25 protein-coding genes and 1 other RNA gene are annotated in these 26326 nt (G+C 61.9%); 9 read left to right on the top strand and 17 right to left on the bottom strand.

Annotated elements, in window-relative coordinates:
* Window positions 1-51 precede the first annotated feature (51 nt).
* The 5 genes from atpB to Thiosp_RS13950 all read right to left on the bottom strand — a co-directional run bounded on the left by atpB (window position 52) and on the right by Thiosp_RS13950 (window position 3989).
* Complete coding sequence (gene atpB / locus Thiosp_RS13970) at window positions 52-921, bottom strand: F0F1 ATP synthase subunit A (protein WP_201063381.1); 870 nt, start codon at window positions 919-921, stop codon at window positions 52-54.
* Window positions 922-1001: 80 nt separating this feature from the next.
* Window positions 1002-1409: an ATP synthase subunit I gene (locus Thiosp_RS13965; RefSeq protein ID WP_201063382.1), complete on the bottom strand. Its 408-nt coding sequence runs from the start codon at window positions 1407-1409 to the stop codon at window positions 1002-1004.
* A gap of 242 nt (window positions 1410-1651) precedes the next feature.
* Window positions 1652-2284 (bottom strand): 5-formyltetrahydrofolate cyclo-ligase, encoded by a 633-nt coding sequence (locus Thiosp_RS13960; RefSeq protein WP_201063383.1) that lies wholly within the window; start codon window positions 2282-2284, stop codon window positions 1652-1654.
* Window positions 2285-2422: 138 nt separating this feature from the next.
* A non-coding RNA gene (gene ssrS / locus Thiosp_RS13955) (6S RNA) lies at window positions 2423-2607 on the bottom strand.
* 98 nt (window positions 2608-2705) lie between these two features.
* Window positions 2706-3989, bottom strand: coding sequence for a transglycosylase SLT domain-containing protein (locus tag Thiosp_RS13950; protein ID WP_201063384.1), 1284 nt, complete (start codon window positions 3987-3989; stop codon window positions 2706-2708).
* 260 nt (window positions 3990-4249) lie between these two features.
* On the opposite strand from Thiosp_RS13950, the gene Thiosp_RS13945 reads away from it, so the two are divergent.
* The 4 genes from Thiosp_RS13945 to Thiosp_RS13930 all read left to right on the top strand — a co-directional run bounded on the left by Thiosp_RS13945 (window position 4250) and on the right by Thiosp_RS13930 (window position 7537).
* Window positions 4250-5032: a class I SAM-dependent methyltransferase gene (locus Thiosp_RS13945; protein ID WP_201063385.1), complete on the top strand. Its 783-nt coding sequence runs from the start codon at window positions 4250-4252 to the stop codon at window positions 5030-5032.
* A gap of 69 nt (window positions 5033-5101) precedes the next feature.
* A complete protein-coding gene (rnhA, locus tag Thiosp_RS13940; protein ID WP_201063386.1) occupies window positions 5102-5551 on the top strand; it encodes a ribonuclease HI in 450 nt (149 codons plus the stop codon).
* A gap of 6 nt (window positions 5552-5557) precedes the next feature.
* On the top strand, window positions 5558-6271 hold the full coding sequence (gene dnaQ, locus Thiosp_RS13935; protein WP_201063387.1) for a DNA polymerase III subunit epsilon: 714 nt from the start codon (window positions 5558-5560) through the stop codon (window positions 6269-6271).
* Window positions 6272-6401: 130 nt separating this feature from the next.
* Window positions 6402-7537, top strand: a protein-coding gene (locus Thiosp_RS13930; RefSeq protein WP_323696471.1) for an IS630 family transposase whose coding sequence is annotated in 2 segments (ribosomal slippage) — window positions 6402-6828 and window positions 6828-7537 — 1137 coding nt in all. Because the reading frame shifts where the segments join, the coding sequence is not laid out codon by codon here.
* A gap of 24 nt (window positions 7538-7561) precedes the next feature.
* On the opposite strand, the gene nhaD is transcribed toward Thiosp_RS13930, so the two are convergent.
* The 3 genes from nhaD to Thiosp_RS13915 all read right to left on the bottom strand — a co-directional run bounded on the left by nhaD (window position 7562) and on the right by Thiosp_RS13915 (window position 10489).
* Complete coding sequence (gene nhaD / locus Thiosp_RS13925; RefSeq protein ID WP_201064977.1) at window positions 7562-9043, bottom strand: sodium:proton antiporter NhaD; 1482 nt, start codon at window positions 9041-9043, stop codon at window positions 7562-7564.
* A 31-nt stretch (window positions 9044-9074) separates the two neighbouring features.
* On the bottom strand, window positions 9075-9833 hold the full coding sequence (gene fnr, locus Thiosp_RS13920) for a fumarate/nitrate reduction transcriptional regulator Fnr (protein ID WP_201065122.1): 759 nt from the start codon (window positions 9831-9833) through the stop codon (window positions 9075-9077).
* Window positions 9834-10090: 257 nt separating this feature from the next.
* Window positions 10091-10489, bottom strand: coding sequence for a sulfur globule family protein (locus Thiosp_RS13915; protein WP_201064980.1), 399 nt, complete (start codon window positions 10487-10489; stop codon window positions 10091-10093).
* A 611-nt stretch (window positions 10490-11100) separates the two neighbouring features.
* Here Thiosp_RS13915 and Thiosp_RS13910 point away from each other — a divergent pair.
* A complete protein-coding gene (locus tag Thiosp_RS13910; protein WP_201064993.1) occupies window positions 11101-12417 on the top strand; it encodes a DEAD/DEAH box helicase in 1317 nt (438 codons plus the stop codon).
* A 168-nt stretch (window positions 12418-12585) separates the two neighbouring features.
* A complete protein-coding gene (locus tag Thiosp_RS13905; protein WP_201064996.1) occupies window positions 12586-12870 on the top strand; it encodes an RNA recognition motif domain-containing protein in 285 nt (94 codons plus the stop codon).
* Between the two features lie 168 nt (window positions 12871-13038).
* On the opposite strand, the gene Thiosp_RS13900 is transcribed toward Thiosp_RS13905, so the two are convergent.
* The 3 genes from Thiosp_RS13900 to Thiosp_RS13890 form a co-directional block, all read right to left on the bottom strand.
* On the bottom strand, window positions 13039-14457 hold the full coding sequence (locus Thiosp_RS13900; protein ID WP_201064999.1) for a PhoH family protein: 1419 nt from the start codon (window positions 14455-14457) through the stop codon (window positions 13039-13041).
* A 75-nt stretch (window positions 14458-14532) separates the two neighbouring features.
* Window positions 14533-15000 (bottom strand): peroxiredoxin, encoded by a 468-nt coding sequence (locus Thiosp_RS13895; protein ID WP_201065002.1) that lies wholly within the window; start codon window positions 14998-15000, stop codon window positions 14533-14535.
* Window positions 15001-15226: 226 nt separating this feature from the next.
* Window positions 15227-15766: a glycine cleavage system protein R gene (locus Thiosp_RS13890; RefSeq protein ID WP_201065005.1), complete on the bottom strand. Its 540-nt coding sequence runs from the start codon at window positions 15764-15766 to the stop codon at window positions 15227-15229.
* A 145-nt stretch (window positions 15767-15911) separates the two neighbouring features.
* Between Thiosp_RS13890 and dapA the strand changes: the two genes are divergently transcribed.
* Both dapA and bamC read left to right on the top strand, forming a co-directional pair.
* Window positions 15912-16799, top strand: coding sequence for a 4-hydroxy-tetrahydrodipicolinate synthase (gene dapA, locus Thiosp_RS13885; RefSeq protein WP_201065008.1), 888 nt, complete (start codon window positions 15912-15914; stop codon window positions 16797-16799).
* A gap of 154 nt (window positions 16800-16953) precedes the next feature.
* A complete protein-coding gene (bamC, locus tag Thiosp_RS13880) occupies window positions 16954-18195 on the top strand; it encodes an outer membrane protein assembly factor BamC (RefSeq protein ID WP_201065011.1) in 1242 nt (413 codons plus the stop codon).
* A gap of 24 nt (window positions 18196-18219) precedes the next feature.
* Here the strand turns inward: bamC and cydC are convergent, their stop codons facing one another.
* The 5 genes from cydC to Thiosp_RS13855 form a co-directional block, all read right to left on the bottom strand.
* Window positions 18220-19944 carry a thiol reductant ABC exporter subunit CydC gene (gene cydC / locus Thiosp_RS13875; RefSeq protein WP_201065024.1) on the bottom strand — a complete coding sequence of 575 codons (1725 nt, stop codon included), beginning with the start codon at window positions 19942-19944 and terminating at the stop codon, window positions 18220-18222.
* A complete protein-coding gene (gene cydD, locus Thiosp_RS13870; protein ID WP_201065027.1) occupies window positions 19941-21872 on the bottom strand; it encodes a thiol reductant ABC exporter subunit CydD in 1932 nt (643 codons plus the stop codon). Before cydD ends, cydC begins: the two co-directional genes overlap by 4 nt.
* Before the next feature lie 96 nt (window positions 21873-21968).
* The gene (locus tag Thiosp_RS13865; protein ID WP_201065031.1) at window positions 21969-22547 is read right to left on the bottom strand and encodes a lipocalin family protein; all 579 of its coding nucleotides are present in this window, start codon (window positions 22545-22547) and stop codon (window positions 21969-21971) included.
* 46 nt (window positions 22548-22593) lie between these two features.
* Complete coding sequence (locus Thiosp_RS13860; RefSeq protein WP_201065034.1) at window positions 22594-23373, bottom strand: DUF1295 domain-containing protein; 780 nt, start codon at window positions 23371-23373, stop codon at window positions 22594-22596.
* Complete coding sequence (locus tag Thiosp_RS13855; RefSeq protein WP_201065037.1) at window positions 23366-24049, bottom strand: DUF2878 domain-containing protein; 684 nt, start codon at window positions 24047-24049, stop codon at window positions 23366-23368. Before Thiosp_RS13855 ends, Thiosp_RS13860 begins: the two co-directional genes overlap by 8 nt.
* A 287-nt stretch (window positions 24050-24336) precedes the next feature.
* Between Thiosp_RS13855 and Thiosp_RS13850 the strand changes: the two genes are divergently transcribed.
* Window positions 24337-25122 (top strand): OmpA family protein, encoded by a 786-nt coding sequence (locus Thiosp_RS13850; protein ID WP_407702713.1) that lies wholly within the window; start codon window positions 24337-24339, stop codon window positions 25120-25122.
* Window positions 25123-25297: 175 nt separating this feature from the next.
* Here the strand turns inward: Thiosp_RS13850 and Thiosp_RS13845 are convergent, their stop codons facing one another.
* Window positions 25298-26311, bottom strand: coding sequence for a tyrosine recombinase XerC (locus Thiosp_RS13845; RefSeq protein ID WP_201065040.1), 1014 nt, complete (start codon window positions 26309-26311; stop codon window positions 25298-25300).
* Window positions 26312-26326: the final 15 nt, after the last annotated feature.

Here is a 26326-nt window from a genome sequence, read left to right as displayed (position 1 = left end):
AAAGGCTGAGCGACGCGCATCAGAAACGAACTGGATCAGAAACGAGCCGAATCAGTGGTGCTCCTGATGTGCCATATCCAGATAGACGATGGTCAGCACCATGAAAATGAACGCCTGCAGGGTCACGATCAGAATATGGAAAATGGCCCAGGCCAGCTGCAGCGCGCCGCCGGAGACATCCATGATAATGTTTTGACCGTACATCATTGCGATCAAGATGAAGATCATCTCACCCGCGTAGAGGTTGCCGAACAGTCGCAGGGATAGCGAGACCGGCTTGGAGAGCAAGTTGATGCCCTCGAGCAACAGGTTGGCCGGCATGCCCCATTTGCCGAAGGGCTGCAGAGTGAGCTCGCCGACAAAACCGCCGACGCCCTTGACCTTGATGCTGTAGTAGATCACCAGGAAAAAGACCACCAGGGACATTGCGAAGGTGGTGTTGGGATCTGTCGTCGGCACCACCTTGAGGAAGACGTGATGCGGATCGGCGCCGAAGGTTCCGGTGAGATGCTGGAAGTAGAACGGCAGCAGGTCGACCGGAATCAGGTCCATGGTATTCATCAACAGGACCCAGATGAAAATAGTCAGCGCCAGCGGCGCGACCATGGGATTCTGGCCGCTGAAGGAGCCGCGTACGTTCTCATTGATGAAATCGATGATCCACTCGACAAAATTTTGAGCGCCACTGGGAACTCCAGCCGTGGCTTTCTCTCCAACCCGCTTGAAGAACCACAGGAAGAGGCCACCCAACAGCAGCGAGAAGAACATGGTGTCGACGTGAAAGGCCCAGAAGCCCATCTCGGCGGCTTCTGCGCTGTCGCGCGCAAAGCCCAGCCCATACTCCGGATGCCAGCCAAAGGTCAGGTTGGTCAGATGGTGCTGGATGTAATCCTGTGCGGTCATCGCGGCTTCTGAAGACATGGGATGGCCCGTGGGGTTCTTCTCGATTGCGTTTGTAATAGATAAAAATGATGCAGAACGTGCGGGTCTATGTGATCTCGCTAGCAGCGACGCTGCGCCGATCCATCGCCGGAGCGATCGGGAATCAGCGCCGGTACTGTCTGGACGATCAGATAGCTCCCCAGCACAATCGGCAAAATCAAACTCTCGAACGCCACATAGGCGATCGCAAAAAGTGTCAGAATCAAGGTGATCTTGACAATTTCAGCACCATAAAACCGAAGCACCAAGGCGCCCGGCTGTTGTGCACGATAGCGACGAAAGACCCAAAAGGCAGCAGCCAGATTCGCCAGCAGGCACGCGGCGCCTCCAACTGCGGCGGAGAGCAGGGCAGCAAAGCCAAAAGGTGCTGCCGCAAGCAACATGATTGCTGTCATGATCCCCTGCCAGCGCAGCAAATGCCGGATTTCGGCTCTGCCCTGGTGTGGCTGCGCCATCGTCCCGTCCATTTTCAGACCGTTTTCTGATCACCGGTTTTTCGCAACCGGTCGCTGTCGGTGGGGCGGGGCAACTCAGTAAAGCCCAAGCCCACGGTTGATCCCGGATGGCGCAAGCGAATGCGGGTCCGTCGTTACAGCCGCGCAGTATAAGCGGTTGCGAATACTCGGTCAAACCCGTCAACAGCGACTCAGACGATTGCCGCAACAAGAAATTTTATAACAGGAAGTTATCAACGATAGTTAAGGGATAATTAAGATTCTACTCTGGCGTTTGTGCGTTCCTGATCCGCGCCACAGCGATAGAGGCCCGCCTCGGTGATCACAGCATCGAGGGCGACATCCCAGGGTTTGGCGTGGATGGACTCCAGACGTTGGCACTCGTGAGCCAGACCGATCAGGCGCGGGCGCCGGTGCCAGTGCACGCGCGAACGAATATCCCCAAAACGGCGGTCGTAGAAACCAAGCCCCATGCCGATGCGTTGGCAGTGGGCATCGAATCCGACCAGTGGTAGCAAAACCACGTCGAGCGCCAACAGCTTCACCGCAGCCTGCCGGCGATGGGGAGGTTCCGGAATGCCAAAGGCATTGGGGCGTCGCCGCCGAGGCGTGCGATCGGCATGAAAGGCCAAGCGTGGCGGAGAACATGAGGTGATCACCGGCAGATACCAGTGGAGGCCGGCGCGCGCGAGGCGCTTGCGGATCGGGGTCGGATCGAGTTCACCATCGGCTGCGACATAGAGCGCGATGCGCCGAGCCCTCGCGATTCCAGGCAGGGACAGGATGCGCGCGGCAACCCGTTGCGCGTGCTGACGCTGAGTGCTTGGGCTGAGCGATCGCCGCCTGGAGCGCAGTTCGCGCCGAAGCGACGCGACGGAGGGAATCATTGCTGGCACAGGCTGCTGGCGCTCATGGTTGCGATCAGCCTGGAACAATGGCTAACTTAAGATCGACCGAGAGGGATTGGGGCGAGAGGGATTGGAGCGATAGGGGAATTAGCCGCAAGAGTGTCGGGCAAAAAAACGGCGCCCCCCGCGTGTGCCGGTACCGTCCTTTGTTCTTGAACCTGTTGGTTCAAGTGGGTGCGTCCGCTTGGGCATCAGGCTTTCCCCTCGGGGCGGACATGCACAACAGCCTTTGCATCATGCACCCTGGGTAATGATTAGGCTCAAGAAAATACCCAGGCGGTGATCGAGCATCGCAGGCGACGCCTTATTTGTTAGGCTATACCTGTTTCGGGAAAAGGTCCAGTAAAATCAAAAAAACTTTTGTTTTCTGAGGCCAGCCACGCGTTATTAAGAAAAGCGCTCAGGAGCTGCCGCCCGGAGCTTGTCTTGTTGATGCCAAGGCCTTGTCTGTGCCACTGGAGACCTGGCTCAGGTGTTGGCTCAGGCGCGAGGCCGCCTCGACCGGCACCAGCAGATAGGCGGTCTGTCCAGCGCGATTGCGGCCTTTCTTGAGCGCGGGGTTCAGCCTGGCCAGGGTCCTGGCGGAGATGCCGCTGGCGCGGGCTGCTTGTGCCAGGTCAACCGGCGCCTGGGTCGTGACGACGGCCAATGGCGAGCCCGCGGGTAATGCCGGCAGCCGCTGTCCGTAACGCTGGGGGCTTTGCACCAGGCTGGCGACGGCGAGGAGCTTGGGCACATATTCCTCGGTCTCGCCTGGCAGGTTGAGTGACCAGTAGTCAGTCGGCTTGCCGGCGCGCTCATTTGCTTTCTGGGCGGCGCGCACGCGCGCCGGGCCTGCATTGTAGGCGGCAAGGGTCAGCGCCCAGTCGCCGTCGAAGTCTTGGTTGAGCTCGCGCAGATAGCGCACGGCACCGCGAGTCGATGCCATCACGTCGTAACGGCCGTCGTACCAGGCATTCTGCTCCAGGCCCATTTCCTTGCCGGTGTAGGGCATGAACTGCCACATGCCGGCGGCGCGCATGGGTGAGACGGCGCGCGGGTTATAGCGGCTCTCGATCTCGGGCAGTAGTGCCAGCCCGGTCGGCAGACCGCTGCGCTCGAGCTCAGTCAGTATCAGGTGGAGGTAGGGGCGCGCGCGGGCGGCGAGCTCGTTTAGGTAGTTTTTGTTTCTGGCTAGCTGCTCCAGGCTTTTGGCTACGCGCGGATTCGCCGGGATATTCAGACTGCGGCCGCCGCTGATGCGCTGCCAGGGGTTGCCGGAGATGGCGAGGGATGCAACTGCATCACCTCGCGCGGCGCGTCCGCTGTGATTGCGCGCCAGGGATTGAGGATCGATGGCGGGGCGAACAAAGCCGTATTCGCGCGCCGATACTGAGCGCGGCTGGTCCGCGAGCATGTCGGTATTTCGCCCGGGCGTCGAGCCGCAGCCGCTGAGTGTCGCCATGGCCAGCGGCAGCGTGGCGAGCAGTGCGGAGCGGCGGATGCTTCCCGCGGCGCTTGGGCGGTGGGCGCCAATGTTGGACCGGTGGATAACAGGCCGCATGCCCGGCAGGATGCTAGGGTTCTTGCCGGGGCTCATGCGGGAGCTGATACCGGAGCGGGCGCTATTTGGCGCTTTTAACGTCGGAATCTTGATGGCTTGAGCCTTGCCAGTGAGTGGCTCTCGGGCAGAGTGTTCTGTCACGGTCACACACTGATCCTCCGGTGGGATAAGAACTAACGGGGTAAGAACTGAGTCAGGATAAGGACAAAGTTTGTCCACCATGCTTGCTAGGATGCGCCAAGCTGACCCGCAACGATTGAGCGAATAACACTATTACAAAGCTTACTGTACGGGATAACCCTGACGATTGCCAGTCTTATCCGAGTTTTTCGGTTCTGCGAACAAAGCTCGGGCGCGTTATCCTTGGCGGTCATTTCCGCCTTCGCTCCAAAGGAGCTTTCATGAAAGACTGCGATGCCATATCAGCGGACCCGCTGACCGCGCTCGATGCCTGGTACCGCAGCCCGCTCGGGCGCGGTGTCGCGGAGGCGGAGGCGGATTGTCTCGAGAGTCTGCTCGAGGATGCCTTTGGTTATTTTCTCCTTCAGGTCGGCGCTGCGGAGCCCTTTGTCAGTGCGCTGGATGCCTGTCGGATTCGTCATCGGCTATGGTTGCAGACCGAAGCCGGGGCGCTGACGGGTGCGACACCGGGCAGGGTGCTGCCGCTGAAAGGAGAGCTTGCGCGGCTGCCCTTTGCTGCCGACAGCGTGGATGCCGTGGTGCTGCCGCATAGTCTGGATTTCTCCCCCGACCCGCACCGGGTCTTGCGTGAGGTCGACCGGGTGCTGGTTGCCGAGGGGCGGGTGTTTTTGTTTGGCTTCAATCCTCTCAGTACCTGGGGTGTCCGGCGCGTGTGGCCGCGGCGGCGCGGTGTCGTGCCCTGGTGCGGCTCGCGCCTGACGCTGTTTCGCGTCTGCGACTGGCTTAAGTTGATCGGCTTTCATGTCGAGGTCAAACGCATGCTGGTGTTCCGCCCGCCGTGGCGGCGGGCGTTCTCGCCTCGGCTCGACTGGATGGATCACCTTGGCGGGCGCTATTGGCCGGTTTTTGGCGGTGTTTACGCGGTCCGCGCGGTCAAGCGGCTGTCGACATTGACCCCGTTGCGTTCAAGCTGGAAGCCGCGGCCATCGCTCTTGCCCGGTCGCGCGGTCAAGCCCACGGCGCGGGAGTCGAGCCGTGATTGAAGGCGCAGGGATGAGCAGTGAGGGGATGCGAGGAAGTCAAGTCGTGAACGAAGAGGCAGAGATTGAGGTATGACCCAAGCAGTCGAGATCTTCACCGATGGCGCCTGCAAGGGCAATCCGGGCCCAGGCGGCTGGGGTGCGCTGATGCGCTATGGCACGGTGGAGAAAGAGCTATTTGGTGGCGAGCCGGCCACCACCAACAACCGCATGGAGCTGATGGCGGTGATTCAGGCGCTGGAGGCGCTCAAACGCCCCACTGAGGTCATTCTCACCGTCGACTCGCGCTATGTACGCGATGGCGTGGAACGTTGGATGGCTAACTGGAAGCGCAACGGCTGGCTGACCAAGGCGCGCGCGCCGGTCAAGAATCAGGACCTGTGGCAGCGCTTGGACAGCGCTCTGTCTGGGCATCGCGTGCGCTGGCAGTGGGTGCGCGGGCACAGCGGCCATCGCGAAAATGAAATCGCCGACCAGCTCGCCAACCGCGGCATTGCAGGGCTAGCGAAAACCTCAGGATAAATCGCCATGCGACAGATTGTGCTGGACACCGAAACCACCGGGCTTGAGCCCAAGGAAGGCCACCGCATCATCGAAATCGGCTGTGTCGAGCTCGTGGACCGGCGCTTGACGCGCCGGAATTTCCACCAATACCTGCAGCCGGATCGCGCGGTGGAGGAGGGTGCGGTCGAAGTGCATGGCATTTCAAGCGACTTCCTCGCCGACAAGCCGCGCTTCGGCGAGGTCGCCGAAACCTTTCTCGACTACATTGGCGGTGCGCAACTCATCATTCACAACGCCGCCTTTGACCTGGGCTTTTTGAATCACGAGCTGCGGTTGTGGCGGAAGGACTCTCCCAAGGTCGAGAGCCAGTGCGAGGTGATCGATACCCTGGCTTTGGCCCGCAGCCGTCATCCGGGGCAGCGCAACAGCCTGGATGCGCTGTGCAAGCGCTACAACATTGACAACTCCAGGCGCGACCTGCATGGCGCGCTGCTCGATGCCGAGATTCTGGCCGAGGTCTATCTGGCCATGACCGGCGGTCAGGGCAGCCTGGCGCTGGATCAGGAGCCAGCATCGAGCCGTCCGGGGCAGGGGCCGCGGGCGGTTCGCACTCTATCGACAGATCGCCCGCCGTTAGCGGTCATCCGCGCTACCGAGGCAGAGCTCGAAGCCCATCGCGGCCGGCTGCAGGCCATCGACAAGGCAAGTGGTGGAGCCTGTGTCTGGCTAAAAAGTTAGGCTTTGCAGCGGCATCCTGTTGCTGCAAAACCCCGCGCCCGTCACCCGGCCTAGTACCTTATTTCGGCTTATGTTGCGAAAACAAGCCGCTAGTGGTATCTCTTAGAGCATTGCAGAAGGAGATACCGCTATGACAAAGAAATATGTAGTCCGTCTCAGCGATGAAGAGCGTGGTTTGTTGGAAGACCTGGTGAGCAAAGGGCAAGCGGCGGCGCAGAAGATCAAACATGCGAATGTATTGCTCAAGGTCGATGCCGAAGGGGCGAATTGGAGCGATGCACAAGCCGCTGAGGCGTTCGGTTGCGCGCCGCGCACTGTCTTCAGCATTCGCGAGCGGTTCGTCGAACAAGGATTTGAAGCGGCGCTTTCACGCAAGCAACGTGAGCACCCGAGCTGCGAGCCCCTGCTCGATGGGGAAAAGCAGGCGCGGTTGGTGCAAATTGCCTGTAGCGAGCCGCCTCCCGGATACGCGCGCTGGACGTTGAATTTACTCGCGGGGAAGTTGGTGGAACTGGATGTCGTTGAGAGCATCTCGGCACCCACGGTGATGCGCGCACTAAAAAAAACGCACTCCAACCGCATCGGCGCAAGTGCTGGGTGATTCCCCCCGGGGAAGACGCCGCCTTTGTGGCGCAAATGGAAGATGTCCTGGAGGTCTACCGCCGCCCCTACGACCCCAAGAAGCCAGTTGTCTGCATTGATGAACAACCGACCCAGTTGATTGCCGAGACACGCCAGCCCCTGCCGATGCAACCGGGCCAACCCGAACGCTACGATTATGAATATGAGCGCGCCGGTACGGCGGTGAACTTCATGATCACAGAACCCTTGGGGCAATGGCGCAAAGTCAGTGTGCGCGAAACCAAAACCGCGATCGATTTAGCCCAAGAAATCAAGACATTGCTGGACGTGGACTATCCCGACGCCGAGAAAGTCGTTATCGTCTGGGACAACCTCAATACGCATACGCCCGCCTCTCTGTACAAAGCCTTCCCACCTGAGGAAGCGCGGCGGTTGATCGAGCGCTTGGAAATCCACTACACACCAAAGCACGGCAGCTGGTTGGACATTGCCGAAATCGAACTCAGTGTCATGACCAAGCAGTGCCTAGACCGCCGCATCGGCGATATCGAAACGCTTCGCCGCGAAACCGCCGCCTGGGCAGAACAACGCAACGAGGCCCAAATCGGCGTCGACTGGCAATTCACCAACGACAAAGCGCGTGTGAAGTTGAAGCACTTATATCCGCAAGTTAAGCTGAAATGAGGTACTAGAACCAAAGGTCGTGCTTCAGCTCACCTTTTCAGCAAAGGTCCCGAAGTTGATAATGAAGTGGCTGGCAATGGCGGCGAAATAGCCGGCTGCGATATGGGGTGCCCATTTGAGGTGGCCAAAGAAGGTATACATCCCTTTCGACTGGCCCATCAGCGCCACGCCAGCGGCGGAGCCGATTGAGAGCAGGCTGCCGCCGATACCGGCGGTCAGGGTCACCAGCAGCCACTGCCCGTGGCTCATCTCGGGGTTCATGGTCAGTACCGCGAACATCACTGGAATATTGTCGACTACGGCTGAAAGAAGCCCGACCAAGGTGTTGGCGATGGTTGGCCCCATGCCGTCGTAGGCGAAATGGCTGACCAGCGACAGATAACCGATAAAGCCCAAGCCGCCAACGCACAGCACCACGCCGTAGAAAAACAGCAGAGTGTCCCATTCGGCGCGCGCCACTTTGTTAAAGAAGTTAAAGGGGATGCTGTCGACGATGTTTCCGGCACGCACGGTCGCGAGCTCACCGGTGCGATTGAGGTAGTAGCCGAAAAAGCCCAGGTAGGCCAGCCCGGTCATCATGCCCAGCACCGGCGGCAGATGGTAGTAGTTGTGGAAGCTCACCGCCGTGGCGATGGTTGCCATGAACAGCAGCACAACGCGGATGGCACCGCGTTTCATGCGCACGCGCTCGTCGCTGGCGGCGGGCTTGATGTTGGGAATTTCCTTGTGCATGAACCAGGCCGGCACCAAAAAGCTGATCAACGATGGAATGAACAAGCGGAAGAATTCGGCGAAGGGCACAAGGCCTTTCTGCCATACCATCAGGGTTGTGATGTCTCCGAACGGGCTAAAGGCACCGCCCGAGTTGGCGGCGATGACGATATTGATGCAAGCCAAGCCGACAAACTTCGGATTGTCCGCGCCGACCGCCATCACCACCGCGCACATCAGCAGTGCCGTGGTCAGATTGTCCGCCACCGGCGAGATGAGAAAGGCCATGAAGCCGGTCATCCAAAATAAAGTGCGGTAGCTAAAGCCCATGCGCAGCAGCCAGGAGCGCAAGGCGTCGAAGACGAGGCGCTCCTCCATGGTGTTGATATAGGTCATGGCGGCGAGCAGGAAGAGAAACAGCTCGCCATACTCCATGATGTTGTGCCGCACCGCTTCGGCCGGCGCATGTGACGAGCCATGGTGGGTGGAATAGTAGTAAGCCACCAGCAGCCAGATGAGGCCCGCCGCTAGCATGACCGGCTTGGATTTGGGGAGATGGGTGAACTCCTCGGTCATCACCAGGCCATAGGCGACGACAAAAATCAGCAGCGAGGTGAAGCCGACCCAGGTGGTGGTCAGATCCAGATGCGCGGCGCCAGACTCGGATGCCAGCAGAGCGCCGGAGAAGAACAACAGCAAGGTCGCCAACAGTGCAGTCGGGATGCTGATGGCCGGTCGCCCGATGCCGGGGAGGGCAGGTAGAAACCGCGAGGGCCGATTGCGAAGCTCGTGCATAACGAAAAACCCTGAGAAAAAACCGCAAATTTTAGCTGGTTTCGCGACAGCTTGTTTGGTTGCGCGCAATGCCGGCGAGATCCTCGAGCCTTGGCATGTTGCGAACTTGAACATGCTTGCGGTCGACATCCAGCAGGCGTTCGTCCTGAAAGCGGGTAAAGAGCCGGCTGACGGTCTCGACTGCCAGACCGAGGTAGTTGCCGATTTCATGGCGCGACATGCTCAGGTGGAAATCCGTTGTCGAAAGGCCCCGTTTCCCGAGTCGTTGCGACAGGCTCACCAGAAACGCAGCCAGGCGCTCCTCGGCATTGCGTTTGCCAAGCAGCATCAGCAGTTCGGATTCCTCGACGATCTCTTTGCTCAACAGCCGATAGAGCTGATGTTGCAGCGAGGGCAGGGTGGCGGCCAGTTCCTCAAGCCGCTTGAAGGGAACTTCGCAAATCGCCGAGGTCTCGAGAACCCGTGCCGAGCAAGAGTGAAAGTCCTGATCGATCGCATCCAGGCCGATTAGCTCGCCCGGCAGGTGGAAGCCGAGCACTTGTTCTCCGCCCTCAGGGCTTGGCGTATAGGTCTTGACCGATCCGGTCTTAACCACGAACAGCGACTGAAAACGTTCGCCGCCCTGAAAAATGTGTTCGCCACGATGCAGAGGGCGCGAGCGCTTGACCACGCTCTCCAGTCGTTCGACATCCTCGCTCGCCAGACCCATCGGCAAACAGAGCGCGTTGAGCGAGCAGTTGCGACAAGCCACCCGGATATTTTCAAACGAGATAATCTTTTCCTGACTCAAAGCGCTCCACTCCGTCTCGATTTTTTGCCATTGTGCAGCTGTCATTGACGGAGATCAAGAGACGCGAGCTGATCGACGCGCCGAATCAGCCGCCAGGGCATGCGCCAAACCATCCGGGTGCGCGCATTTGGCAGGTCAAAAATGGCGGGCAAAAAAAAAGCCGCGCCCACAGGGCGCGGCCTCATGCATCAAGCAAATGACTGCCTGAAGCGCCAGCTCGCGAGCGGTCTGCTCGCGAGAGGGCAGGTCAAGTCAACTTACTTGGACTCACCGCTGTTTGCCGGAGCGGCAGGAGCCGGCGCGCCATAGGGAGCACCGTAAGGAGCCGGAGGCGCATAGCCATAGCCCGGGCCGTAGCCGCCGCCGTAGGGTTGGCCATAGCCATAGGGGGCGTAGCCGTAGCCATAGTTGTCACGGCCATAGCCGTAACCGCGACCGCGACCATAACCGCGACCACCGCCACCGCCGGACATGCTGAAGTCCATGTTGCCATAACCGTCACCGAACATGTCACCGAGGCCATCGCCCCAGCCGTTGTTGTTGTAGCCGCCAGGGCCACCCCAACCGGGACCCCACCAAGCCTGCGCGGTACCCATCGAGAACGCAGCTGCGCCTACAATTGCTGCAGCGCCAAGCACTTTTGAAAACTTTCTCATTGTCTCTCTCCTGAATGGTTACGTCTTGCGGGATAAGCGGTTTATGTCACAACGAAACCGGGACTGCTTAAACGACCCAGGCTTTCTTGCCAAGGTTGGTCGCGTGGGCCGAGCCGTTGTCGTCAGTTGGCTCTTGCCCGTCCGACCGCTCCCGCGGCCCCGAGTTGCGTATTCGCCAAAGCGAATGGTCCCCGAGTATACGTGCAGGTTCCGAACTTGTGAAGTACCGTTCATGTCCCGTTGGCAAAAGTTTGCAATGCCAATTGTCACGAGGATGCCAAGGAGTGGCCGCGCGACATCGCTGCGCCCACGGGCGAAAACCCAGCACTAGCGGGCACTGCCGGGGCCCTTGCGCAGCGTGCGCGAAACGCGGGATTGAAATCGGGGCAGGCGAATATTGTGCTTGCTTTTCCGCGCTATTCGCGTATGGTGCACCCCAAGATGCAGCGCCCTCCGGTAGGTGCTGCCCGCTCTCACGGATGTCCGCCTTACCGCCCGCCCGTTGATCGCACACCTTAGGCACTACAAGTTCGCCAACGTTATTACCCCGACGCCTATACCGGCCCAGCCTGAATTCTGGGTAGGCCACCCAGATATCTTCAGGAGTTTCCATGTCATTTTCCGACCTCGGCCTGTCGGCCGAACTGCTGCGCGCTGTCGAAGCGCAAGGCTATACCCAGCCCACACCGATTCAACGTCAGGCCATCCCGGCTGTCCTCGACGGTCGCGATGTAATGGCCGGCGCCCAGACCGGCACCGGCAAGACGGCCGCCTTCACCTTGCCGCTGTTGCAACGCCTGAGCGAAAGCTCCCAGCCGACCACACAAGACTCCTCAGGCCGCGGCGCGCCCCGCTCACGCAGGCCGCGCGCGCTGGTGCTGACGCCCACGCGCGAACTGGCCGCTCAGGTTGGCGAGAGCGTGCGCGCCTACGGCCAGTTCCTGCCGCTGCGCGCCCTGCAGATTTTTGGCGGTGTCGGCATTGGACCACAAACCAACGAGTTGCGCCGTGGCGTTGATATTCTGGTCGCCACCCCCGGGCGCTTGCTCGACCACGCCGATCAGGGGAATCTGAGTCTGGCTGGAATCGAACTGCTGGTGCTCGACGAGGCCGACCGCATGCTCGACATGGGCTTCATGCCCGCCATCCGCCGCGTGCTCAAGCTGCTGCCGGCAAAGCGCCAGAACTTATTGTTCTCCGCCACCTATTCACGCGAGATCGAGCAGCTGGCCACCGGCCTGCTGACCCATCCTCTGCGCATCGAGGTCGCGCGCCGCAATACCGCGGCCGAGACCGTGCGCCAGCTGGCGCACCCAATCGCCCGCGGCCACAAACGCGCGCTGCTCTCGCACCTGATCGCCAGCGGCGGCTGGGATCAAACCCTGGTCTTCACCCGCACCAAGCATGGCGCCAACCGGCTCGCGCAGCAACTCGAGCGCGATGGCATCAGTGCAGCGGCCATTCATGGCAACAAGAGCCAGAGCGCCCGCACCCGCGCGCTGGCCGATTTCAAACGCGGCGCGGTGCGCACCCTGGTCGCCACCGACATCGCCGCGCGCGGGCTCGACATCGAACGTCTGCCGCATGTTGTGAATTACGAGCTGCCGAACGTGCCGGAGGACTATGTCCACCGCATCGGCCGCACCGGGCGAGCTGGGGAGAACGGCACCGCGGTCTCGCTGGTCAGCCCGGAGGAACGCTCACTGCTCGCCGGCATTGAGCGTTTGCTCGGTCGGCGGATCGACAATCAGCCAGTCGCGGGTTTTTCCGACCGCCCGGCGAGCAGCGGGGAGACGGAGGATTCCGCGGATGCCCGTCCGCGCTCTAGGCCACCGCGGGCACGTCGCCAGACACCGCCAGGTGCTGGCGGGCGCGGACGCAAGAGCCCCCGGTCTGCGAGCAGGGACGCACCAAGAGCCGCGCGTTAGCGAAATTTTTCAGGTAATCCCCCACTAGCGTCATCCCCAGGGATGATCTACTTTATATCGTGGTCCACTCCATAACGGATGGGGCCTGAGTATCTCCCGGCTGGTCGCGCATCGCTCGCCGGGAAACTTTTTATTCGATGCGCAATGTTCTTAGAGAGATAACGATTGATGAATATCTATGTTGGCAACCTGGCTTATGGCGTCACCCAAGACGAACTTCGCGACACCTTTGGTGCCTATGGCCAGGTGGAGAGCGCCAATTTAATCACCGACAAATTCACCGGTGACTCCAAAGGGTTTGGCTTCGTCGAGATGCCGAACAATTCCGAAGCCGATGCCGCCATCAAAGCCTTGAACGAAACCCCGCTCAAAGGCCGCCCGCTCCGGGTTAATCAGGCCAAGCCACGCAGCGATCGCCCCTCCCGCGGCGGCGGCGGTGGCTCGCGCTGGTAAGTACCAGCTAATGCCGCGGGTCATGCGCGCCAGTGCGTGACCCACGGCAGCATTCTGACTTCCCCACAGCAATATCCCCGCAGCAACATCCCCACAGCATATCTGGCGGGCTTCCTCTCCTGCGTCGTCGAAAATCAGAAACGACGATGGCTTAAGGTATGCAGGATCTTATAGCCGGTCGGAGGCAAAATCCGCCAGGCGCGAGCGTTCGCCGCGAATCAGGGTGATGTGGCCGCTGTGTTCCCAGTCCTTGAACCGATCGACCACATAGGTCAGCCCGGAGCTGGTTTCGGTCAGGTAGGGGGTGTCGATTTGCGCGATGTTGCCCAGGCAGACGATTTTGGTGCCAGGGCCGGCGCGGGTGATGAGAGTTTTCATCTGCTTGGCGGTGAGATTCTGCGCTTCGTCCAAAATGATGTATTTGTGCAGAAAGGTCCGCCCGCGCATGAAGTTGAGCGATGAAATGCGGATGCGGTTGCGCACCAGGTCGTTGGTGGCGGCACGGCCCCATTCTCCGCCCTCGGTCTGGGTGAGTACTTCCAAGTTGTCCATCAGTGCCCCCATCCAGGGAGTCATTTTTTCTTCCTCGGTGCCTGGCAGGAAGCCGATATCCTCGCCCACCGGCACCGTCACCCGGGTCATGATGATCTCGCGGTAGATGCTGCGATCGAGCACCTGGGCCAGTCCGGCGGCCAGCGCCAGCAGGGTTTTGCCGGTGCCAGCGGTGCCGAGCAGGGTGACGAAGTCGATCTCTGGATTCATCAGCATGTTGAGCGCGAAATTCTGCTCGGGATTGCGCGCGCGAATGCCCCAGACGTTGTGCCGCGGCAGGCTGTAGTCCTCGACCAGCTCGATGATGGCTTCCTGCTCGCCATGCTTTTCCCGCACCATGGCCTCGAACGGCGGGTTGTCTTCGAGTGACAGACATTCGCCCGGGTACCAGTCGGTCAGGTCTGGCCCGGTGATGCGGTAGAAGGTGCGGCCTTCCTCTTTCCAGGAGTCGAGCGTCTTGGCGTGCCTGTCCCAGAAATCGGCCGGGAGCGTGCGCAGGCCGGTGTAGAGCAGGTCGACATCATCGAGTACCTGGTCGTTGGAATAGTCCTCAGCGTCGATGCCGAGTACCGTCGCCTTGATGCGCAGGTTGATGTCTTTGGAGACGATGACAACCTGCAGCTCCGGGCGCTGCTCGCGCAGCGCCAGTGCGGTGGCGAGAATATTATTGTCGGCGTTTTTCCCGGGTAGATTGATCGCAGCGGTCGCCGACAGGGGCTGGGTCTGAAAGAACAGCCGCCCCGAAGGCGGCGCGGCGATGCTGCGGCTGTTCTCGCCAAGCATGTGTATTGTCAGGCCCGCGTCGATGTCTTCGCGGCTGGCGTCGCTGATCAGATCATCGAGAAAACGGCTGGTCTGACGGGCGTTGCGGGCGACCTCCGACATGCCTTTCTTGCCGGCGTCAAGCTCCTCGAGCACCACCATGGGCAAAAAGACGTGATGCTCGTGGAAGCGAAAAATGGCCGTCGGGTCGTGCATCAGCACATTGGTGTCGAGCACGAACAGGCAGGTCGAATCCTTTTGTCGCTTGATCATGGCGGTGTCTGGACAGCGTGCCCGGTCAGGGCGCGGTTAGCGGATGGCCGCTGGGGAAGCCGGCCCGGCGTTGTCTCAAGCGAGCTCGCGCGCGGCGGCAAGAACTTGTTCAACATGGCCTTTCACGGTGACTTTGCGCCACTCCCGGCGCAAGACGCCGTCGGCATCGATCAGGAAGGTGCTGCGCTCCACGCCGAGGGATTCCTTGCCGTACATTTTCTTGAGCTTGATCACGTCAAAGAGTTGGCACAGCGCCTCGTCCTTGTCAGATACGAGATCGAAGCTGAATTCCTGTTTGGCTTTGAAATTGTCTTGCGCTTTCAGCCCGTCCCGCGAGGCACCAAGAATGGCGGTGTTGGCGGTGGCGAAGTCGTCCGCGGCGGCGGTGAAGTCCAGCCCCTCCTGGGTGCAGCCAGGCGTGCTGGCCTTGGGGTAGAAGTAGAGCACCAAGTTGCGTCCGCGGAAATCGCTTAGGGCGATGTCTCGGTCGCCGGTGATTTTGACGGTCAGTTCTGGAATCTTGTCGCCGATGGCTGGAGGCATGCGTCCGTCCCCTTGTTGTTGAGAAACTCGGTTGTGTCGGCGCCCATCGTTCATACGGCCTGGACGATAGAATCCATGGGACTCAATAATCCGTCGGATTCACTGCGGCGCCTCTGGGAAGGTGGGTGCGATGGCCGGTCTTTCTCAAGTGGCGCTCAAACAGCGCTGGCTCAAACAGCACTGGCTCAAACAGCGCTGGCCCGTGGAGCGCACTTGGCGGGTGCCCTCAGGCTTTCAGGGGCTCGAGCACCGCGTCGAGATTCAGTCCGTCGCAGTAGTCCATGAACTCTTCGCGCAAGGTCGCGATGTGCGTGTCGGCAGGGATGCCAACGGTCATGTGCACCGCGAACATGGGCGTGCCGGTGTGGGCGGCGGCATAGGTGTTAGTTGCCATGTCCTCGATGTTGATGCCACGATCGGCAAAGAACCCGGCGAGATTATGGACAATGCCAGGATGATCCATGGCGACAACGTCCACCGCATAGGGAATCTCATTGCCGCCGCGATCGCGCTCGCCGGTGCGTTTGCTGGTGATGGTGAGCCCAAGTTGACGCTCGAGCTCCGGCAGAACATTCTCCACCTTCGCCAGGGTGTTCCATTTGCCCTCGATCAGCAAAATGGCGGCAAAGTCGCCGCCCAGCACAGTCATGCGGCTGTCTTCAATGCTGCAGCCCTGGTCGAGCACCGCCTTCGACAGCCGATCGACAATACCCGGATGGTCTTCGCCCAGGGCGGATAGAACAAGAAAGGTTTTCTGCGTAGACATGGCCTTGACGTTTCTAGCTCATTGCTTCGGTTTGGACGGGAGTTTAACCGGAGCTTAAGTGTATCATGCTCGCCCGGCATTCTTGCCAGGGATCGAGAGCAAGCGCTACCATCCCCGACCATCATTTCGCTGACGGAGCGACGCAATGACAAAAATGCGCGGCAGCATTGTCGCCCTGATAACGCCGATGACGCCATCGGGAGCCGTCGACCAGCAGGCCCTGCAGCGGCTGGTCGACTTCCATGTCGCGGCTGGCACGGTCGCGCTGGTGTCTGTCGGCACCACTGGCGAGTCAGCCACCTTAGGCGAGGCCGAGCACTGCGAGGTGATCGCCCGCACGGTGGAGATGGCCGCCGGGCGGATTCCGGTCATCGCCGGCACCGGCGCCAACTCGACCACTGAGGCCATCCGCTTGACCCGCTGCGCCAAGGATGCCGGTGCCGATGCGGCGCTGCTGGTGACACCTTATTACAACAAGCCGACGCAAGAAGGCCTGTATCAGCACCACAAGGCGGTGGCCGAGGCTGTCGAGCTGCCGCAGTTTCTGTATAACGTGCCCGGGCGTACCGCATGCGATCTGCAGCCTGAAACTGCCGCGCGCCTGTCGGAAGTGTCCAATATCGTCGGCCTCAAAGAAGCCACCGGTGATCTAAGCCGGGTAGGGCGGTTGCGCGCGCTCTGTGGCGCGGACTTTCTGCTCTATAGCGGTGATGACGGGACTTGCTGCGAATTCATGCTTGCCGGCGGCGACGGCGTGATTTCAGTCACCAGCAATCTGGTACCGGACAGGATGCAGGCCATGTGCGCCGCCGCCCTCGCTGGGGACGCAGGGCTTGCCCGCGCGCTCAATACCGCGCTCGACCCGCTGCACCAGGGCCTGTTTGTCGAATCCAACCCCATTCCGGTCAAATGGGCGCTGGCCGAGATGGGGCTCTGTCAGCCGGGTATCCGCCTGCCCTTGACCTGGCTGTCGGCATCGCATCACGACCGGCTGCGCGCGAGTCTGCGTGAGCTCAATTGCATCGCGGCCTGACCTCCGAGCGACTGAATCGGTGTCGTAACCGATGCGGTAACCGATGCCGAATTGGCGCTGATGCGGTAAACTCGCGCCTTTACCCGGACGGTGGTCGCAACTTCTACAGGTCGTTACCGCCTTTGATTCCAATTTCTCGGGGTGGCAAATCGCCATGAGCGTCGAACCGCAAGCCAATTTCTCCAAGTCGAGCCCGCGCATCACCGCGCCGCGTTTGAGCGTGTCCCCAACGGCGGGGCCAGTGATTATCTTGCCAACGCTTAAGTTGGTAACGGTCGCCGTGGTCGCGACATCGCTGCTGAGCGGTTGCGGCATTGGCGGCAAAATTGAAAAAGTCCTTCCCGATAAGAGCCTGGAATACAAGAAGCAGCGCGAGGCGTCGGAGAATCTCGAGCTACCACCAGACCTGACCGCTGCCACCTTCGACGACGCTCTCGACATTCCGCCTGCCAGCGGCATCACCACCTATTCTGAATACACCGGCACCCGCGCGCGCCGCCAGCGCGTCGCTGGCAGTGGCGAAGTCTTGCCTGCTGTAGCCGGCGTCGAAATGGAACGCTCAGGCGACAAGCGCTGGTTGCTGATCGACCAAACCCCACAACTGGTCTGGCCGCAAGTGGTCGCCTTCTGGCGTCAGCAGGGCATTCTGCTGGTTGAGCAAAACCCCGCCATCGGCGTGATGAAAACCGACTGGATTGAGAACCGTGCCGAAATTCGCCGGGACGTCGTCACCAAAATGTTCCGCAAAGTGGTCGACGGGCTCTATAGCACCTCCACGCGCGACCAGTACCGAGTGCGCATCGAAGCTGGCCCACGCCCAGGCACAACCGAAGTTTACTTAACCCACCGCGGGATGGAAGAACGCCTGGTGCGCAACACGCTGGGCGAAGAAGCCAACACCGTCTGGGAGCCCGCCCCAACCGACCCAGGCAAGGAGTCGGCCATGCTGCGCCGCATGATGCTCGCGCTCGGTGTCTCCGACCAGCAAGCGCAGCGCATGCTGGCCCAGCAGGGCTCGAACGCGCCCGCACGCAGCGCAAATCTGGTGCAGAGCAGTGGTGGTGCCTTGGTCGTCTCGGAACCTTACCGCCAGGCCTGGCGCCAGATCGGTCTGGCACTCGACCGCAGCGGCTTCGCGGTTGAAGACCGCAACCGCGAGGATGGCGTCTTCTACGTCCGCTACGATGATCCCAATCGCCAAGAGCGCAAGAAAAAGGGCCTGGGTTCGCGCCTTTCCTTCTGGAAAAAGAAAGACCTTGGCGTCGAGCAATACCAGGTCCGCCTGACCGAAGAACAGGGCAAAACCCGGGTCACCATCCACGACGCCAACGGCCAGCCCGATACATCCCCTACCGCGCAAAAGATACTGGGCTTGCTGAAGGACGAAATGCGCTAACCCTGGCAATGACAGGCTAGTTGGCTACTGGGCAAACCCCAGCAGCTGCGGGTAGATGTTGCCTTGCAGCAGTTGCTGGTGGCTGCCACGCTCGACGATGCGGCCTTGGTCGAGCACCAGGATTTCGTCCATGCGGGCGAGGGCAATGGGTCTGTGGGTGATCAGCAAGGTGCTGCGGCCTTGCATGGCTTGGTCGATGGCGAGCATTAGGGCGTGCTCGGTGGGGGCGTCGAGCCCCTCGGTGGGCTCGTCAAGCAGTAGGATGGGAGCGTCTTTGAGCAGCGCGCGGGCGATGGCGATGCGTCGGCCCTGCCCGCCCGATAGGCGCACGCCGGTCTCGCCGGCCCAGGTGTCATAGCCCTCGGGCAGGGTGGCGATGAAATCATGAATTTGCGCGGTGCGGCAGGCGCGTTCCAGGGCTTCTTGGTCGGCGTCGGGGGCGGCGCTGAGCAGGTTGTCGCGGATGCTGGCGTTGAACAGGTGGGTGTGCTGTGAGACTAGCGCGACATGTCGGCGCAGTTCCTCGCCTTGGAGTCGGTCGAAGGGGATACCGCCGAGTTGGATGGTGCCGGCCTCTGGTAGCCAGAAACGCAGCAGCAGGTTGAAGACAGTCGTCTTGCCGCTGCCGGTGGGGCCGACGATGGCGATGCGCCGCCCGGCGGGGAGGTCGAGGTTAAAGTCGCTGAGCGCCGGCCGCTCGGCCTTCGGGTAGCGGAATTGGATACCTTGCGCGCTGAGGTCGAAATGTTGCGGCTGGACGGCCGGCCCCTCGGGCTCCGGCGCGGCCGGCTTGGTGTCGACAATGGCGAACAGACGGCGCGCGGCCGTTAGTGTGCTCTCAAGCTGCTGGAAGGCGAGCGGCAGCGGAGCGACGGCCTCGAAGCTCGCCAGGGCGAGCAGCGCCAGCATGGCCAGCTGCGGCGGCGCCAGGCTGCCGTCCTGCAGCAGCGGCAGGCCGAGCCAGATCGCGAGCCAGAGCGCCAGGTTGGCGCACAGGCCGACGCCGCCGGTGGCGATGCCGGCCAGCCGACTCATGCGGTCTTGGGAGTCGATCAGCTCAGCGCTCAGGGCATCCAGGCGTTGGGCATGGGCATCGGCGGCGCCGAAGACCAGCAGTTCCGACAGGCCCTGCGTGCCTTCGATGGCGGTTTGGCGCAGTGCGGCTTCAGTCTCCACCAGATGACGGCCGGGCGCGCGTCCGAGTTGACGGCTCGCGGCGGGCAGGGCGACGCCGGCGATCAGCAGCAGTGCCAGCAGGCTGAGAGCCAAGGTCAGGTGGTAGAAGGCGGTGAACAGAAAAAATCCCAGGCTGGCGCTGGCCGCGACCAGCACGGGGATGAGCACCCGCACGTAGAAGTTGTCGAGGGCGTCGACATCGGCGCGGATGCGGCTGAGCAGGTCGCCGCTGTGAAATTCCTGCAGGCGCGCCGGGGCGAGTGGTTCGAGGTGCTGGTAGAACCACACCCGCAGCCCGGAGAGCTGGCGCAGTGTGGCCTCGTGCGAGATCAAACGCTCCAGATAGCGCCCGGCGGTGCGGGCCATGGCGCTGGCGCGGATGATGGCCGCCGGGGTGAAGTAATTCATCATCACGCCAGCGGTGCCGGCCACCGCCATGGCGGTGATGAACCAGCCGGAAATTGCTAATAGGGTCACATTGGCCAGCAGGGTGACCAAGGCAATCAAATAGCCGCCCCAAATCCAGATGCGATAGGGTTTGAACAGTTGCCACAGGCGCAGCAGATCCTTCATGCGTCACCTCCGCTCTCGCCGGGGACATCGCTCTGCTGGCCCAGCGCCATGCGCGCGTAATGCCCCTGTTGGGCAATCAGCGCGTCATGGGTGCCCTGTTCGGCAATGCGCCCGTCGACAATGACCAGAATGCGGTCAACGTGGCGCACGGTGGCGAGCCGGTGGGCGATGATCAGCATGCCGCGATCGCGCGCTAACTCGTCGATGCCGGCTTGCACCAGGGCCTCGTTGGCTGGGTCCAGGCTGGCGGTGGCCTCGTCGAGAATGACCAGTCGCGCATCACGCACAAAGGCGCGCGCAAGGGCGATGCGCTGAATTTGCCCGCCTGACAGGCCCACGCCCTGCTCGCCGGCCTGAGTCTGGTAGCCGTCCGGCAGTTGCTCGATGAACTCAGCCGCGCGCGCGCGTGTTGCCGCGGCCCGCACCGTCTCCAGGCTCGCATCGGGCGCGCCCAGACGGATGTTATCGAGCAGAGTGCCCTGAAACAGCCGCGGGCGCTGCGGCAGCCAGGCCAGGCGCTTGCGCCAGTTGTCCAGATCCAGTTCGGCGAGCGGTTCGCCGTCGATCAGGATGCGCCCGCTGTCCGGCTCGCCGAAGCCGAGCAGCAGGCTGGCGATGGTGGTTTTGCCGGCACCGCTGGGGCCGACCAGAGCGACGCGCTCCCCGGGGGCGAGCGCAAACTTGGCGCCGGCGAGCGCCTGGCGGCCTGCTTCGTAGGAGAAATGGACATCCTCAAAGCGAATTGCCAGCGGGCTTTCATCGGCTAGCCGCCGGCCTGGGGAAGGGCGCTCGGGCAGCGGCGTGGCGAGAATATCGGCGATGCGCTCGGCCGCGGCGATGGCCTCCAGCCGCCCGTGATAATGGGTGCCCAGGTTGCGCAGCGGCAGAAAGAATTCAGGTGCAAGCAGCAGAATGAAAAAGCCGCTGAGGAAGCTCACCTCGGGTGCCGCGACCAGGTCGGGCAGCGGCAGGTCAAGCTGATAGAGCCGAAAGCCGATGAAGACCGCAATGATGGCGATGCCCACGGTGGCGAAGAACTCGAGCACCGCGGAGGACAAGAAGGCAACCCGCAGCACCTCCATGGTGCGGCGGCGGTAATCTTCGGAAATCTCGGCGATGACTTGTGCTTCGCGACGGCTGGCGTTGAACAGCTTGAGCGTGGTCAGCCCCTGGATGACATCGAGAAAATGCGCGCCCATGCGCGCCAGGGCCTTCCACTGATGCTGGTTGATTGCCTCCACTCGGGTGCCGATCAGGATCATGAAAATCGGGATAAGGGGTGCGACCAGCGCCATGATCAGGCTGGAGAGCCAGTCGATGGGCGCGACCACCACCAGAATGGCCAGCGGCAGCAGCATGGTCACCGTCATGGCGGGCAGGTAGCGGGCGAAGTAGGCCTCGAGTGCCTCGATGCCCTTGGTCAGATCCTCGGCCAGGGCGCCGCTGCGCTGCCCGGCCATCCAGCGCGGCCCGGCGGCCTGAATGTGCCGATAGACGCGATCACGCAGGCTGCGCTTAACCCCGGCTGCAGCGCGGAAAGCCGTCTGCTCGCCGGCCCAGCTCAGCACTGCCCGCAGCGCGAAGAGCCCCAACAGCGGCAGCAGCCAGGGCAGCAGGGCGGCGCGATCGGCGACCTGGTCGCCAGGAAGCGCAGCGGCGGGAAAGACGAAGGCGTTGACGATGTGCGCCAGAATCCATGCCTGCGCGATCAACAAGCCACCGCTGGCCAGATGCATGGCGATGGCAAGGCGCAGGTAACCGTCGGTCAGCGGTTTTTGCCGATCGAGAAAGCGCTTGGCTGCGAGCTTGCTTTCCCCGCTGCGCGCGCTGGCATCGTCTCCATCGCCGCTGCTCGGCTCGGGGGCGTTCGATGGGTTTGCGGACAGGTCGGTGGCCGCGTTGGCGTTGGAGGTGGCCGGAGTCGGCATGGGCTGAAATGTCGCGCGGCAGATGAGCCTTGTGATTAGCGGGGCGGCCAGCGGAATTGACGGGGTGTTCCGCCATCGCGCGACGGTCTCTCGAGACTAGCTGCCAGGACCGGCCGAAGCCTTCTTCGTCTGCTGCGGAACCCGCTGGAGTTCTGACGCATCGTAGCCGATACTGGCGATGAAGTCTCGCATGCGTTGCATTTCGGCGTCGCTAAAATCGGGCTGGCGTGCCATCACCCAGACGTAATCGCGCTTGGCGCGGCCAATCACCGTGAGCTGATAGTCGTCATCCAGATAGACGATGCGGTAGTCGGCTTTGATTGGCCAGATAAACTGCATGCCCCAGTACGCGTTGGTGCTGGTGTCCAGCACAAAGCCTTTGGGGTGATAAGTCTTCTGCGGGCCGTCGAAGCTGTCCTTGTTAAAAGTGAAGGTGGTCGCGATGGTGCCATCTGGGTTGAGCGCATAGGACTCCACCGCGTTATACGCGCCTTTTTCGACAAAGGTTGGAATGTTGGCGACCACATACCAGTCGCCCATGAAACGCTCGAGATCGACATGCTTGACAGTGTCCATGGGTTCGCCTCCAGATTCGACACAGGCTGACAAGATCACCGCGCTTGCTGCAAGCAGCAAGGTACGGGCGATGGATCGGAAAACTGATGCTCGGCTCATTGGCTCGATGCTCCTAAAATTGGACAACCGCGACTCAGGAGTCCGGTTATGCTTTGGGCTTGGGTGTTCCAGGAAAAAAGGCATTGGTGCGCCGGATATAGTCCGCATAAGCCGGTCGGCGCTCGCCGATATCCGATTCCAGCAGACGCACGCCCGAGACGCGCAGCAGCAGGAAGGTGACCAGCGCCGGGCCGATCAGGCTCCACCAGGCGCCGCCAGCGATTGCGATGAGCCCATAACCCCACCACAGGCACGCCTCGCCAAAGTAATTTGGATGACGGGTGTAGCGCCACAGGCCGCGGTCCATCACCTGCCCGGCGTTGCGCGGATCGGCCTTGAAGCTGGCCAGTTGTTGATCGCCAATGGCCTCGAAGCCAAAGCCGACGAGCCAGAGTGCGGCGCCGACCAGATCGAGCGCGTTGAATGGCGCGGTGCTGAGCGTGGCGCCGAGCAATGGCAGGGAAATCACCCAGGCCAGAATCGCTTGCAGCCCGAAAACAATGTACAGGCTTTTCAGCCAAAAGTTTGGCTCATTGTCGGCACGGATGGCCTGATAGCGCCGGTCCTCGGGCTCGCCCCAGTTGCGCAGGGTGATAAAGAGCGACAGCCGCACCGCCCAGAGCGCGACCAGGAACAGCAGCAGCGTGGCGCGCGCGCCAAGCGCCTCGGCCGAGCCCACGTAGACGATGGTCATGAGCAGGAAGAACAGCGACCACATCGAATCGACAATGCTGACATCCTGCTTGCGGATGCTCACCAGCCAGCCGAACATCGCCAGAAGCAAGGAAACCGCGAGGCCGGCGGTGTAGATGCCGAGGTCAAACATGGCGGGTGCCTCCAATGGGCATCTTTTCGGATGCTGGCTCCGGTTTGGACTCTCGGTCGGATGGGGCTTCAGACGCGGTCTTAGTTCCGGATTGCCGTTTAGATGCGCTCTGGGAATTCGGCTCGCTGCTCGTTGCGGAACCAGAGGCAAGCGGCAGCCGATAGCCGTCCAGTCTCTCGGCGAGCCAGACCAGGAAGGGAGCGGCGAAGAACCAGCCAACGGCAATGGCTGCGAAGGCGACCACCGGATCGGGGAAGCTCACGGCGCCCAAGCGCTCGCCGGCCAGAAACGCGAGCGGGCCGCCGATGGCGCCCAGCCCGGCGGCTAACCCATAGCGGCCCTTCAGCCAGCGCAGGGAGATGTTCAGCAGGGTGGCGAATAGTACCCACAGACCGATAATCCAGTGCGGCGCCAGCCAGGTCATGAACTGCCCAGACGGGTAGACCAGCCAGCCAAAGCCGGCGATGGCTCCATCCCAAAGTGCGCCGAACCAGCCGGTGAGCACGATCAGTACCAGCTCGGGCAGCGGCCTCGGTGCGCGCACCAGATGCACGCCAACCGCAGTCCCCACCGCCAGCGCGGCCAGCAGCGGTTGGCCATTGGCGCCGGCGATGACACACAGCAGCCATGCGGTCTGGAAAACGACAAAATTGATCGCGATTTCGCTTGGGCGCACCGATGGTTTCTCCAACTTCATGAGCTTGCTTGTCTGAACCTTCGCCCTGAAATGATGCCCAGTGAAGCGGATGCAACCCCAAGCCGCGCGGTTGCTGCAGGGCGTGCCGCTGCGCGAAACGCTGTCGGGCACGGGTCAGGTGATGTGTCGGGCCTGCAGCATGCGAGGGTTCGCCGTATTTGCTAAAGAGGTGCCAGAATAAGCCGGTCAAGAAAAACAATCACTCAAGAATGAGTCGGTCAAGGCACACTACCGGCGCGAAGTCGTCCGGTTGGGCGCAAAAGATTGTGACCCACTTCTACCCCACATCTTCCCTAAATCCACACCGCAAATTATTGAGAACCATCCTTATGTTCCACCCTAAGTTCGATGTTTTGCAAGCTACCCGAAAGATGAAGCTCATGATTGCGGCAGCCGCCGCGATTTCCCTTGTCGGCTGCGCCACGACGAATTCTTACGATCCCTACGGACAGCCGCAGCTAAGTGGCGCAGCGCAGGGCGCGGGGCTGGGTGGACTGGCCGGCGCAGCGAGCGGTGCCGCGATCGGCTCGCTGAGCGCCAATGCTGGACGTGGTGCCCTGATCGGTCTGGTTGGCGGCGCGCTGATCGGTGCCGCGGTGGGCGACTACATGGAACAGCAGCGGCTGGACTTTGAGCGCGCGCTGGCCGATGAGATCCGCCGCGGTGACATCAGGGTGCGCAAGCTCTCCGACAACCGCCTTATTGTCGGCATGACCAGCGTGACCACCTTCGACACTGACTCTGCCAGCATCAAGCCGGGCTTCTACAGCACCATGGACAAGATCGCGGGCATCGTCAACCGATACGGGAAGACTCAGCTCGCCGTGGCTGGCTTTACCGATGACACCGGTACCGCAGAATACAACATGGGCCTTTCCGAACGGCGCGCCGGTGCCGTGCGCGGTCGCCTGCTCGCCGACGGTGTGCTGCCGCAGCGTGTCAGTGCTTACGGGTATGGAGAGAGCAACCCCATCGCTTCCAACGGGACCGAGACCGGCCGCCGCCTGAACCGTCGGGTTGAGATCACCATCATCCCCATCGTGGCGAGCTGAGTCGGTCGGGAGCCTTGGTTAAAACTATTTACACGGAATTTCAGCTCATTCTGGGCCGGGTATCGTTCGCGGGGGACGCCGTGAATACATCCCTGTAGGCTTCCCAGCGGCGTCCTGCCGCTGGAGACCCCGCGCCCGTTACCCGACCCAGAACCTAAAGCTCATTTTGTAATGGCTATTTCTTGCGCTTCGCTCTCGGGTGCGCCTGGTCGTAGACGCGGGCGAGGTGCTGGAAGTCGAGGTGGGTGTAGATCTGGGTGGTGCTGATGTCGGCGTGCCCGAGCAGCTCCTGTACTGCGCGCAGGTCGCCGGATGATTCGAGCATGTGACTGGCGAAGGAGTGGCGCAGCATGTGCGGGTGCAGCGGGGTGTCCGAGGCGCGCGCGATGGCCCATAGGCGCAGGCGCTGCTGGACGGTGCGCGGGTGGATGCGCTGACCGCGGGAGCTGACGAAGAGCGCAGGCTCCCCTGTGCCAGCGAGCTGACCGCGCACTGCCAGCCAAGCTTTGATGGCTTGCAGTGCCTGGCGGCCGATGGGCACGCGGCGGGTCTTTGAGCCTTTGCCGGTGATGGTGAGCATGGGCTCGCGCGGGTTGATGTCGCGGGTGTCGATGGAGATCAGCTCGGCAAGACGCAGGCCGGAGGAGTAGAACAGCTCGACCATGGCGGTGTCGCGCAGGTCGAGCGGGCTGCTGTCAACTGGTTGGTCGGCTGGTGGATCAGCCGGCGGATGGCGGGGCGTGTCGGTCGATGGAGGGCTGGGTGGGTCGGCCGATGGCTTCAGAGCTGGACCATTGCCAGCGTCGAGCATGGCACTGAGGCGGTCGGCATCCAGGGTTTTCGGCAGTATCCGAGCCTGTTTCGGCGCACGCACGCCCTGGGCGGGATTGTGCTCGACGATTAGCTCGCGCATCAGGTAGACGTAGAGCCGCCGCAGGGCGGAGAGCTCGCGCGCCAGGGTATGGCCGACGTGGCCTTGGCGGTGGCGCGCAGCGAGGTAGGCGCGGACATCGCGCTCCTGCAATTGTGGCCAGTCGGCCTGCGGCTTCGCGCTCTGGTACCAGGTCAGAATGCGTTCAAGATCGCGGCGGTAGGCGTCGAGCGTATGCGGCGAGAGCCGGCGCTCGTTGCTCAGGTGACGCAGAAAGCGCTCGAGCAGCGCGCGGGCGGATTCAGGCTGGCCGGACATGATGCGCCTGGTTAA

Source organism: Thiorhodovibrio litoralis (assembly GCF_033954455.1).
GTDB classification, from domain to species: Bacteria; Pseudomonadota; Gammaproteobacteria; order Chromatiales; family Chromatiaceae; genus Thiorhodovibrio; species Thiorhodovibrio litoralis.
Note: the sequence above shows the minus strand (reverse complement) of the source record. Positions and strands in the feature narration are given on the sequence as shown.

Bases quoted from the DNA above. Each gene is read 5' to 3' on its own strand.
- Thiosp_RS13910 (WP_201064993.1), top strand. From the start codon at position 11,101: ATGTCATTTTCCGACCTCGGCCTGTCGGCCGAACTGCTGCGCGCTGTC.
- Thiosp_RS13905 (WP_201064996.1), top strand. From the start codon at position 12,586: ATGAATATCTATGTTGGCAACCTGGCTTATGGCGTCACCCAAGACGAA.
- Thiosp_RS13860 (WP_201065034.1), bottom strand. From the start codon at position 23,373: ATGTTTGACCTCGGCATCTACACCGCCGGCCTCGCGGTTTCCTTGCTT.
- Thiosp_RS13845 (WP_201065040.1), bottom strand. From the start codon at position 26,311: ATGTCCGGCCAGCCTGAATCCGCCCGCGCGCTGCTCGAGCGCTTTCTG.
- dnaQ (WP_201063387.1), top strand. From the start codon at position 5,558: ATGCGACAGATTGTGCTGGACACCGAAACCACCGGGCTTGAGCCCAAG.
- nhaD (WP_201064977.1), bottom strand. From the start codon at position 9,043: ATGCACGAGCTTCGCAATCGGCCCTCGCGGTTTCTACCTGCCCTCCCC.
- cydD (WP_201065027.1), bottom strand. From the start codon at position 21,872: ATGCCGACTCCGGCCACCTCCAACGCCAACGCGGCCACCGACCTGTCC.
- Thiosp_RS13865 (WP_201065031.1), bottom strand. From the start codon at position 22,547: ATGAGCCGAGCATCAGTTTTCCGATCCATCGCCCGTACCTTGCTGCTT.
- Thiosp_RS13890 (WP_201065005.1), bottom strand. From the start codon at position 15,766: ATGTCTACGCAGAAAACCTTTCTTGTTCTATCCGCCCTGGGCGAAGAC.
- cydC (WP_201065024.1), bottom strand. From the start codon at position 19,944: ATGAAGGATCTGCTGCGCCTGTGGCAACTGTTCAAACCCTATCGCATC.
- Thiosp_RS13895 (WP_201065002.1), bottom strand. From the start codon at position 15,000: ATGCCTCCAGCCATCGGCGACAAGATTCCAGAACTGACCGTCAAAATC.
- Thiosp_RS13900 (WP_201064999.1), bottom strand. From the start codon at position 14,457: ATGATCAAGCGACAAAAGGATTCGACCTGCCTGTTCGTGCTCGACACC.
- bamC (WP_201065011.1), top strand. From the start codon at position 16,954: ATGAGCGTCGAACCGCAAGCCAATTTCTCCAAGTCGAGCCCGCGCATC.
- dapA (WP_201065008.1), top strand. From the start codon at position 15,912: ATGACAAAAATGCGCGGCAGCATTGTCGCCCTGATAACGCCGATGACG.
- Thiosp_RS13960 (WP_201063383.1), bottom strand. From the start codon at position 2,284: ATGATTCCCTCCGTCGCGTCGCTTCGGCGCGAACTGCGCTCCAGGCGG.
- Thiosp_RS13965 (WP_201063382.1), bottom strand. From the start codon at position 1,409: ATGGACGGGACGATGGCGCAGCCACACCAGGGCAGAGCCGAAATCCGG.
- rnhA (WP_201063386.1), top strand. From the start codon at position 5,102: ATGACCCAAGCAGTCGAGATCTTCACCGATGGCGCCTGCAAGGGCAAT.
- atpB (WP_201063381.1), bottom strand. From the start codon at position 921: ATGTCTTCAGAAGCCGCGATGACCGCACAGGATTACATCCAGCACCAT.
- Thiosp_RS13945 (WP_201063385.1), top strand. From the start codon at position 4,250: ATGAAAGACTGCGATGCCATATCAGCGGACCCGCTGACCGCGCTCGAT.
- Thiosp_RS13915 (WP_201064980.1), bottom strand. From the start codon at position 10,489: ATGAGAAAGTTTTCAAAAGTGCTTGGCGCTGCAGCAATTGTAGGCGCA.